General features: G+C 55.4%; 6 protein-coding genes. 5 read left to right on the top strand and 1 reads right to left on the bottom strand.

Annotation, left to right across the window (positions count from 1 at the left end):
• From PH552_RS22285 to PH552_RS22275, 3 genes are all read left to right on the top strand, one after another.
• A partial coding sequence (locus PH552_RS22285) for an integrase core domain-containing protein (RefSeq protein WP_285166303.1) occupies nucleotides 1–303 on the top strand: 303 nt, incomplete at its 5' end.
• Between the two features lie 709 nt (nucleotides 304–1,012).
• Nucleotides 1,013–2,884 (top strand): TRAP transporter large permease, encoded by a 1,872-nt coding sequence (locus tag PH552_RS22280; RefSeq protein ID WP_179613323.1) that lies wholly within the window; start codon nucleotides 1,013–1,015, stop codon nucleotides 2,882–2,884.
• 49 nt (nucleotides 2,885–2,933) lie between these two features.
• Nucleotides 2,934–3,956: a TRAP transporter substrate-binding protein gene (locus tag PH552_RS22275; protein WP_179613289.1), complete on the top strand. Its 1,023-nt coding sequence runs from the start codon at nucleotides 2,934–2,936 to the stop codon at nucleotides 3,954–3,956.
• Nucleotides 3,957–4,250: 294 nt separating this feature from the next.
• On the opposite strand, the gene PH552_RS22270 is transcribed toward PH552_RS22275, so the two are convergent.
• On the bottom strand, nucleotides 4,251–5,132 hold the full coding sequence (locus tag PH552_RS22270; RefSeq protein ID WP_179613290.1) for an SIR2 family NAD-dependent protein deacylase: 882 nt from the start codon (nucleotides 5,130–5,132) through the stop codon (nucleotides 4,251–4,253).
• A 107-nt stretch (nucleotides 5,133–5,239) separates the two neighbouring features.
• Between PH552_RS22270 and PH552_RS22265 the strand changes: the two genes are divergently transcribed.
• Nucleotides 5,240–8,734: an AAA domain-containing protein gene (locus tag PH552_RS22265; protein ID WP_179613291.1), complete on the top strand. Its 3,495-nt coding sequence runs from the start codon at nucleotides 5,240–5,242 to the stop codon at nucleotides 8,732–8,734.
• Complete coding sequence (locus PH552_RS22260; RefSeq protein WP_179613292.1) at nucleotides 8,731–10,467, top strand: phospholipase D-like domain-containing protein; 1,737 nt, start codon at nucleotides 8,731–8,733, stop codon at nucleotides 10,465–10,467. Before PH552_RS22265 ends, PH552_RS22260 begins: the two co-directional genes overlap by 4 nt.
• The last annotated feature ends 33 nt before the right edge of the window (nucleotides 10,468–10,500 follow it).

The following is a 10,500-nucleotide window of genomic DNA, read 5'->3' as shown; positions in this document are numbered from 1 at the left end:
TGGGTCTGCGACGATCACAGCATCGAGCATCGCCTGACCAAGGTGAAGCATCCCTGGACTAACGGACAGGTCGAACGGATGAACCGAACGATCAAGGAGGCGACCGTCAAGCGCTTCCACTACGACGATCATGCGCAGTTGAAAAAACATCTGGCCGACTTTATCGACGCCTACAATTTCGGGCGCCGGCTCAAGACGTTAAAGGGCCTTACGCCTTACGAGTTCATCTGTAGACGATGGACTTTGGAGCCGGATCGATTCATCATCGACCCCATCCATCAAATGCCGGGACTAAACAACTAGCATCTGCCGAGGACCGGAACCCGACGACGCAGCAATCTACGGAGGGGAGATTGGCGGCGCTGGAAACTCAGAGGGCCGCTGACCTGCGGTAAGCGGCCGGAATTTTTGAGACGCCTTTTTATTAACCGGAAGGTCAATAAGGCGGCCCGGCGTTTTAAGCCGGCAAGGCACGTTCTCCACTTAAGACGCGCCAGGTTCGCCGCTCTCGAAGGACTAGGGACGGAATAGGGACATCGAGCCGGCACAAGCGTTCGGTTGCCGTTTTCGGGAGTCGAGTTGCGACGGCGCGATGATAGGATGCGGCTTGCCCTGGTCGCCAAACAGGACTCGTCGGCTCTAAGATCTCCTAACATTTGTGCACACAAGGCAGTGGAACCTCGATGTGGTCGAGGGCAATTCTCTGCGATCAATCCAGTGACCGATCGATGCTTCGACGGAGGCCGTACTCGTTGCCCTTCAAGACTCCACCAAACGGCAGAAAAAGTGCTTGCCATATTGGGTATGACATCATACCTTATACCTACGCGCAGAGGAGCACAGTGCGCGGAATTCGTGGGAACGCACTTTAGAGACCACTCCGGAAACCGATCGGGCTTTTCCGAGAGGAGCAGTGCGCCCGCGCGAGCGTGGGAGGACAGGTTTTGAGAAATACCCGACTGCGTTGCATCCGCACGCAAACGATCAGGCCTTACCTAATGGGGAGGCCACTATGACGGTTCACGGAGCCATCGAAGATGTCGCAAGGACCTCAAGCCTGGCAGCAATGGCACGCAAGATCGAACATGCCTTGGTAAGGTGCCTGGAGATACCGGTAGCACTTCTGGTGCTTTGCGAAATTCTTCTACTGTTTTCAGCCGTTGTCGCCCGGTACGTATTCCACGTCCCGCTGGTTTGGTCGGACGAACTGGCGTCAATCTTGTTCCTCTGGCTTGCTATGCTTGGTTCCGCCGTCGCTTTTCAGCGGCAGGAACACATGCGCATGACGGCGGTGGTCACCGCATTGAAGGGCGATACACGCCGCTTCGTCGAACTGGTTTCGGTCGCCGCAGCACTTGCCTTTCTCGTACTAATCCTGCCCGCATCTCTGGAATATGCCACCGAAGAGTCCTACGTCTGGACGCCCGCGATGAATATTCAGAACTCATGGCGCGCCTCGGCTTTGCCGACGAGCTTCGCTTTGATGCTTGTTTTCGCGGTGTTGCGGCTTCTGCAGAGCTCGAATCTCCGTCTCGCGCTCGGTGCGATTGCTGCCGTGGCAGCGGTCTTCTGCTTGTTCTGGGCGCTGAAGCCGGTCTTCGCCGGTCTTGGAAACCTCAATCTTCTCGTCTTCTTCGTCGGCGGCGTTGCGGCCTGTGTTTTCGGCGGCGTGCCGATCGCCTTTTCATTCGCGATCGCTACATTCGGCTACCTTATATTGACCACCAGAACGCCGCCTCTGATCATTGTCGGCAGGATCGATGAAGGTGTCAGCCATCTGATCCTTCTTGCGATCCCTCTGTTTGTGTTTCTCGGCCAACTTATCCAGATGACGGGTATGGCACGGGCGATGGTTGCGTTCCTCGCCAGCCTTCTTGGCCATGTGCGCGGCGGGCTTCACTACGTGCTGGTGGCTGCGATGTATCTTGTATCTGGGATTTCAGGATCGAAGGCCGCCGACATGGCCGCCGTCGCGCCCGTGTTGTTTCCGGAGATGAAGGCGCGCGGCGCAGACGAAGGCGATCTTGTCGCACTTCTGTCGGCGACGGGCGCCCAGACTGAGACAATCCCGCCTAGCATCGTCTTGATTACAGTGGGATCCGCTACCGGGGTGTCGATCGCCGCGCTGTTCACCGGCGGTCTTCTCCCCGGCCTTATTCTGGCGGTAACCCTTTGCTTCTTGGTCCGCTGGCGCTGCCGCAACGATGATCCGAGCCACGTCAAGAGGGCAAGTCGACGGCAGATCGGCAAGCTGCTTCTCGCTGCACTGCCTGCCCTTGCGCTTCCGTTCGTCATCCGCTCAGCTGTCATCGAAGGTGTCGCCACGGCGACGGAAGTTTCGACAATCGGCATTGCTTACTCGGTAATCGCGGGCCTTCTGTTCTACCGTCAGTTCGATTGGCGCCGACTCAAGCCGATGCTTGTCGAGACGGCGAGCCTATCCGGTTCGATCCTTCTGATTATCGGCGCGGCCACGGCGATGGCTTGGGGCCTGACGCAATCAGGCTTCTCGACAGCGCTGGCTCAAAACCTTTCAACGCTCCCGGGCGGTGCGGTGACCTTCATGATCGTCTCGATCGTCATTTTCATCATCCTCGGCAGTGTGCTCGAGGGGATACCCGCAATCGTACTGTTCGCACCGTTGCTGTTCCCGGTTGCTCAGCAGTTGGGCATCCATCAGGTGCATTACGCCATGGTTGTCGTGTTGGCGATGGGTATCGGCCTCTTCGCTCCACCCTTCGGTGTTGGCTACTACGCTGCCTGTGCAATCAGCCGAGTCAGCCCCGACGCCGGCATGAAACCGATCGTCGGCTACATCGTCGCCATGGCCATTGGTCTTGCTGTGGTTGCTGCGGTTCCGTGGCTCTCGATCGGCTTCCTGTAGCCCGACCTCGACCAACCAAAATTACAGAGCTTATTTGGAGGAGAACGAAATGGTAAATCTGACAAGACGCGCATTCACAGTGACGACGACGCTTGGTCTCAGCGCCACGGCGCTCGGGTTTTCGATGAAGCGAGCGGCCGCAGCCGAGTATTCCCTGAAGTTCGCGTTCAATCTGGCCGAGACCCATCCGATCACCACGCGCGCAAGGGAGGCGGCAGCACGCATCCAACACGAGACAAACGGGCGGGTGGAACTGCAGGTCTACCCAAACAACCAGCTTGGTAGCGACACTGATATGCTGTCGCAGGTGAGAGCAGGCGGCATCGATCTGTTCCTGAACTCTGGTATCAATGTACTGTCCACGATGGTCCCGGCGGCCTCGATCTACGGTCTCGGCTTCATTTTCCCGGACTATGATACGGTTTGGAAGACGATGGATGGTGAACTCGGTGCCGCTCTGCATAAGCTCATCGAAAAGGTGAATCTCCTCCCGATGGAAAAGATGTGGGACAACGGGTTCCGGCACATCACCACCAGCACGCACCCAGTCAACTCGCCCGCAGATCTCGCCGGTATGAAAATCCGCGTTCCAGTCGGAGCGCTGTGGACCTCCATGTTCCAGACGTTTGGGGCAGCTCCGGCGTCCATTAATTTCAACGAACTCTATTCTGCACTTCAGACGAAGGTCGTCGATGGACAGGAAAATTCGCTGGCCAACATCAAGACCGCAAATATTGTCGAGGTCCAAAAATACTGCGCATTAACCCGGCACATGTGGGACGCGTTTTTCTGCGTTGCCAACAAGCGCAACTGGGCAAGCCTGCCGGCGGATGTGCAGGAGGTCGTGAGCCGCAACATCAACCTAGCCGCGCTTGATGAGCGCCAAGATATGGCCAAGTTGTCGGAGTCCCTCAAAGACGTCCTGGCCAAACAGGGCCTTGTATTCAATCAGCCCGACACTGAGGCGTTCAGGCAGAAACTTCGCGACGGCGGCTTCTACACCGGCTGGCGCGAAAAATATGGCGAGGAATTGTGGGCAATTCTCGAGAAGACGGTAGGGAAACTCACGTAGGCCCCTAGAAGGTATATGTTCTCCCAGAGGCCGGCTGTCCGGCCGACTTCCGGGTCTCGTGAGAACATCACGAGACCCGGCTTTTTTCGTGACTTGGCAATCGCGTGCAGCGGGTGGCGCCGGCGGATCATACTCGGGCGCCTTGAAAGGATTCGAACCTGCGACAGGCTTTCCAACAAGCTGGCTTCCCAACTAATGCCATCAACTTCAGTTAGTTAGAATAATATCAGTAAAGGATCGTTCTGAACCCGCGGTCAGGCTCAAACCGTTCAGCCCCGTCTGAAGTACGCGGGCCTACTGGATTCGACCTTCCCTTTGAAGGTGATCTTTCATCAAATATTTGGCATGCGGAGGAAGGAAATCTACCCGTTCGTCAAGGTCAGCAAGGAAGTCTTCAAACGTGCGGTTGATCTGTTCGATTTTCAAACGATTAGTATACATGCGCCTAACCAAGGGATCAGCTCGCGGAAAGATCGTGTACCAAGGTGTGCCGGCGTTCTGCCGACGAAGCTCATATAGTTCCGAACCAATATCCATATCACCGAAGGAATATCCAATAACGACCACGCACGTCTGGCCGAAGCCGGTGATGGTCTTCTTGAGCATGTTTCGGTATTTTGAGATCATGTCAAAATAGTCGAACTGGGTGATGACGAGGCCACCGTGCCCGACCAACTGGTTGGAATGCGACAAGCTTCCGTGAGGCTTGTAAAGTGGCACGCGCCCAGATGTAGGCATTCGATCATCACAGATCACGTCATAGAGGGCGTCGTGTTGCTTGTAGCCGAGCTCAACTAGCTCATCGTAGTTGGTAGTGAATATCGACCTTGGCGATAAATGCGGAAGAGCAATATGGCTCCAAAGCGGCTTTTCGCATTTGAACGCCGAGCTGAGGTGCTTGGCAAGTTCATCCCTGCCAATTTTAGCCTCAATGATTGAGGCCGCGTGTTCAAGGGACATCAACTTCAACTCTGCAGGATCGAACGGCTTTGATTTGTCATGCTTGAAATGCTCCCATAACCTATTTCTAAGCTCGTATGCATTTGGCAACCATTCGCCACTTGAATTCTTCGCGCCGACAGACGCGCCCGCGCCGAGAAAGACTACGATTCGATCTTTGAATAGATCCCAATTGGATACGAACTCTTCAAAGTTGTCATCGGGTGCGCCCAGCATTTGTCCCTCCCAATCCCGCCAGAAATTTTCTCGACATAGTTGTTTGTCGAGCCAACAAACCCTTATAGTGCGAACGACGTGTGCGCAATCGGTCTTGGGGGATGCTTGTGGCAGAACAATATATCGGAGGCCGCTACAGACTTGACCGAAAAGTGTTAGCGGGGGATGCTCGCAGAGGAGTTCCGGACGTTTGGCAGGCAAGCGATGCGGGAGACATCTACTACGTAAAGATGTGGAGGCGGCGCTCCTCCGATGCCGATGATGTTCAGGCCCTCTGGAACCGCGAAGTCCGGGGCCTCATGCGTCTGCAAGGCTTTCCGGGAGCCAGCGAACTATTCGCGCGCTTGCACCATCTCGATGCTGACGACAAACAGTACTTCGCCGTTTTGGAAGGAGGCAAGCGCCAGCTCTTGTCGGCCATGCTGGCAGATCGAAGCCGCTTCAACTGGCTCCAAAACCTCTCGGAAATCACGCGGCGTCGACCGCTGTGGGAAGGCCTGCTCCGCATAGCGGAAGCGTTGACGATTCTGCACAAGGAAGGAACACTTCACCGATCGCTGTCATCGAAAGCGGTATTTGCCGGAACCGATGGCCAAGGCGATTTTAGGCTCAGCGGCTTTGAATGGTCCCTACGGATTGCGGGCCGCGACGGCGCCGCGACGCGGCCAGGCTTTAAGGAGACGTTATCGGCACCGGAGCTTGACAAGGATGCAACCGAATACTCGACCGCCACGGACTGGTTCGATTTCGGAATCATGGCCGCGGAACTTTTCGGAATAGAACTAAAAAACTTCAAAAAGCGCTTCCCGCTTAGAAGCGCTATCGATCGTCTCACCCATCTAAACCAAAGCGAGAAATCGGCAATCCTCCAACTCATTGAGGAAAATCCCGAGCAGCGATTGTGCGATGATCAGGCAGTTTTGCAAACGCTGCGAAACATTCTCAGGGACTTAACTATCAGCGCGGCTAATGCAGGTCGCAGTATCGTTCTCGCGGTGCGCCTTGGCTCCGACACCGACTTGTCGAAGCAGGTGGAGATTGCCTCTCTCGGTTTGGCCCGCGCCGATGACCCTCTCAAGCAGCAAGCCTGGATCGAAGAGGATCTCCGGGGGGACTTCAGGCTCGTTGCTCGGATGGTCCCATTCTCTCATTTTGTGCTGAAAGGTGCCTGCCTCGAATATCGGGTCCGGCAATGGGATGTGAACGGCGGATCGACCTGGAATATCGGCTACTGTGATTCGGTAGAGCAGATTCCGCGGGTGACGATCGATGAGCAGTATTTCAGCATCGGTCAACGCAAGATCGAGATTATGCGGTATCCTCAGGTGCTAAAGAGCGTAAATGCCATTCGCGACCGGGGTGCGCCGTGGGACAAGCTTTTTCCATTTCGTCAAACAAGGGTCAAGCTGGCTGCCCATCTCCGCGATGTGCATGACTTTTTTCGGGTTACGCAGCAACTAGATACTGTCATCATTGCAGCGCAAATTTGTCCCGTTGAAGTTGTCGAATTTCACCGCAGCAGTAGCGAGACCGAAGTCGAGCTCACGCCAAAGAGTGATCCCGACAGAAACGAGCTTGCGCAGGCACTAAATCTCGCGTCGCCGGCTGAGCAGCTTCGGGAGTGGTTCCGGCTGGGCGCCGAAGCTATTAGCGTCGAAGATGAAGACCTCCGTAGTGATCAATATGCTCTTCTAAACCGCAGAACGATCGCAAACGATGCAAGCTCGGAGACGGCCTGGAAGTTTGTCGGCGCCGAGCAGCGAGCAACGGGCCCTGTGTACCGTTTTCGATGCCAGGGAAGTCCTCCTGTCAGGAAAGGCATAGCTTATCTGGCGAAGAACTACGGGGGATCTATTGCTCAAATCCGCCGGAGACACAAAGCAATCGAAGATATGCGGTCGCATGAGATGCTGTTGCAAAACCTTGCCGACCCATTAAGAACCACGAGGCGGAACAACGACACGCTGCCTGACGAAAGAGCTTCGATTGCTCTGGACCCATCGAAGCTGAAAGCCCTGGAGGCCGTTTGGCAAACACAGCCGTTATTTGCCATCCAAGGCCCGCCGGGAACCGGAAAAACCACGCTAATCAAAGCGTTCGCCGACCGGCTTATGAACTTCGACGCGAGTGCTCAGATACTCGTTACAGCTCACTCGCATCACACCGTCGACGACGTGTTGGGGAAGGTAAACGCTACCTTCAATGACATTTCGGCTAGCAAGCGTCCAATTGTTCTCCGGCTTGGAGGAAACAGGACCGATCCCCATTCAGTTTCGAAAGTTACGAAAGCGCTCGTTGATAGCCTCGCAACAAGCGATTTGGCACTGAATTCGCCCCGTTTCCTAAGAGACCGTCTGGCTGACGTCATTGCAGCAACTGAGGACCCCGAAACAACTCACTCCGACACGCGTACCCTGCAACTATTGGTGCAAGACGCCGCGAACGTGACTTTTTCGACCTTGAATTCCGGCGAGCTCGCCGATTTAGCCGAGCGCGGACGGCGGTTTGACTGGTCGATTATCGAAGAGGCCGGGAAAGCGCACGGATTCGATATGGCCGTGGCACTCGCGGAGAGCCATCGACTACTTCTGATCGGCGACCACTTCCAGCTCCCTCCTTTCAACGCGAAGATCTTCAAACAACTCCTAGCCGATCCGCTCAGGGTCAAGAAAGCGATCCAGCTCGGAGCCCAATTTGCCCCCGGCCTGATTGATGTCACGCTGGTCGAAGAAGAAGATGGTCGCGAGTGGTTTGTCGATCGCTGTGAGCGCTGGCGATCGATGGTCGAACTCTTCGCTGCGATATTTGCCAGCTCCTCAGATGGCACCGGCCGGGCCCCAGTCGCTACATTGACGGACCAGCACCGCATGCATCCGGACATTGCTGCGATTGTCGGGCGGAGTTTTTATCCGGACCTAAATGACATCGATGGAACCATTCTGAAGTCGCCTGACGAGACCCAGGCCCGCTTCTCGGAAAGCCCACCATTTAATATCAGAGAAGGATCATGGCTGCCCGGAAATCGGGTTGTATGGTGCGACGTGCCATGGATACAACGTGAAAAGTATGCGGAGGGCGAGCAAGACGGTCTGTTTGTTTCCAAAGTCGAAGCTGAGCTTGTTGTTCGCGTATTAGAAGAATTGCAGCCGCGCGGATCCGAACCTTGCGAAGTTCAGATCCTTTCGCCCTATACCAATCAATTGGAAGTTATTCGTCGGTCTATTGAGGCGGCTCATCAAAATGGCGGTCTTCCTCATATGTTCTCAGGTTCCTTTGACCTGAGAAAGGGAAAACGTTTGGGCGCGACGGTTGACGAATTTCAGGGCAGCGAGGCTGACGTAGTCGTTGTGAGCCTCGTTCGTAACAATGCGTTGGTGCCTTGGAAGAGCCTCGGCTTCCTGAAGGAGAGGAACAGAATGAATGTTCTCCTGAGCCGGGCGAAGCAGAAACTGATTATCGTCGGGAGCTGGGATTTCTTCTCAACTCGATGCGACCAGCACACCTCGGCCGACGAGGAGCACGCGTATCTCCGTCAGATGATGAGTGTGATGGCATCCGCGGTGACTACGGGCAAGCTCGGCAAAGTGGAGGCCGCAAAGTGAAGGTGGTCTATTTGCCCCTGTTCCGCACAGCTGTCAGCTACGACGTGAGCGTCGGCCGTCGGTGGAGTGTCCTCGAACAAATGATCCTCATAGAGCTTGCTCAAAACCATCGATCTTTGAACGAGCTCGGGCAAATGTCGGCGCTTCCTAATAGAATAGTCATTGAGGCGCTTATAAGACTGTTGCGGGCGAACTGGGTAGAGTTGCGAGCCTCGGGGGACAATCTTCTGTTTGCAGCGACCAACGCCGGTAAACGTAGATCTCTCGACAAGCATCTTCCGGCACAACTCGAACGAGACACTAAATGGATGTCCTTCTGCTTCGACCGGGTCACGGGAAGTTGGCTGCGGTCCGAAGATCTGACGCTGGTATATGATCGAGATCTTCCGCATGACGCCGCACTTATGTCGCCGGTCAATACTACATACGACCCTAAGGACGGCAATCTGAGGGATCTCATTATTCTTCATCCTGACGAAAGCTTGGAGCCGGAAGAACCTCGCTTCAAAACGCCGTCCAGGCCCTACGCGAGGATCACTCTTAGTTTCGATCAGCTGGAAGGTTTGCCCCCGTACGCTCCGCTCCGCTTGGTGCAGGCTGTGCGGGAGTTCGCGACCGAAGGGCCTGAGGAATTTTCGGGGGCAGCGGCTCCAGCGGCGGACGCATCGATTGGCGAGATGCGAGACGACTTCACAAAGGGCGACTTCATCGTAGGAGGTGAAGCTCATTTTGAGACAGTTCGAGCAGCACTGCAAAATGCGTCTACGACCGTCATTATACATTCCTGTTTCGTGCATCCGTCTGTCCTCGAAAAGCTGCGGCCGGACCTTGAGAGCGCGGCTAGGCGCAATGTTAAAGTCGAGCTTCTCTGGGGCTTGAATAAAGATCCTGAGAGCAACGAGAATCCTGAGCCAATTCGGGAATGCGAAAAAGTGCTCGATAAGATTCTCGGGGTAGCAAGGACGCGGATTCGGATGTCGCCAGTTTCATCTGGATCTCACGCCAAAATGATTCTTTATGATGACCGCGAACTCGGTTGCTGGATAAGCATCGTCGGCAGCTGCAACTTCCTTTCAACATGGTTTGACGCAATTGACGTTTCCGTCCGATCACGCAGCGCCCGTTTGGCTACAAAATTGTTGGGATGGCTGACGGCGGCGCAGCAGCCTTCGATCGGGTCGTGGTCACCCACAGCTCGTCGTTTGAATCGTCTTTGGATTGCAGCGAAAGCAACGTCAGCCACGCGGCAGGAGAAAGGCGCTCACAAGCTGACAATATTATCAGACGCGGATCACTACGCTTGTATAAGGATGGCGCGAGACACTGCTAACACCGACATCATCGTCGCCTGCGACCTCTATGGACTGGCGGCAGAGACGACGGCACTCGTCCCGCTGACCCGTGCATCGGAGGATGGAAAATCGATCAAGCTGTTTTACCAGCGGGCCAGCCGTCTACTGAAAGCGGAGGGACGAGAGCCGAAGGCTGAGGATATCGCCAAGCGAGGCTTGTCACTCGCGACACTTCCTAAATTGCACGGCAAGTTTTTGGCTTGGGATAGAGACGCGATCGCGATCACCAGTTTCAATTGGTTGTCGACAGTCGTCGAAGGATCTCGGTCGAATGGCGCGGAGTTGGGTGTCCTGATTTCGGGGGAAAACATCCGGAATCTCTTCGTAGATGGATTTGCGGGATTGGAAGATGCGGCGCCATTAATAGCCGCATTGGAGTGAGAGCGGGGCGTTGCGGGATTTCCAGCTCTGATA

Origin of the sequence: Rhizobium aureum, from assembly GCF_030182495.1 — a bacterium.
Classification (GTDB): Bacteria; Pseudomonadota; Alphaproteobacteria; order Rhizobiales; family Rhizobiaceae; genus Rhizobium; species Rhizobium tropici_C.
Note: the sequence above shows the minus strand (reverse complement) of the source record. Positions and strands in the feature narration are given on the sequence as shown.

What these genes read in the sequence shown, in the direction of transcription:
- PH552_RS22275 (WP_179613289.1), top strand. Translation starts at nt 2,934, where the DNA reads ATGGTAAATCTGACAAGACGCGCATTCACAGTGACGACGACGCTTGGT.
- PH552_RS22270 (WP_179613290.1), bottom strand. Translation starts at nt 5,132, where the DNA reads ATGCTGGGCGCACCCGATGACAACTTTGAAGAGTTCGTATCCAATTGG.
- PH552_RS22280 (WP_179613323.1), top strand. Translation starts at nt 1,013, where the DNA reads ATGACGGTTCACGGAGCCATCGAAGATGTCGCAAGGACCTCAAGCCTG.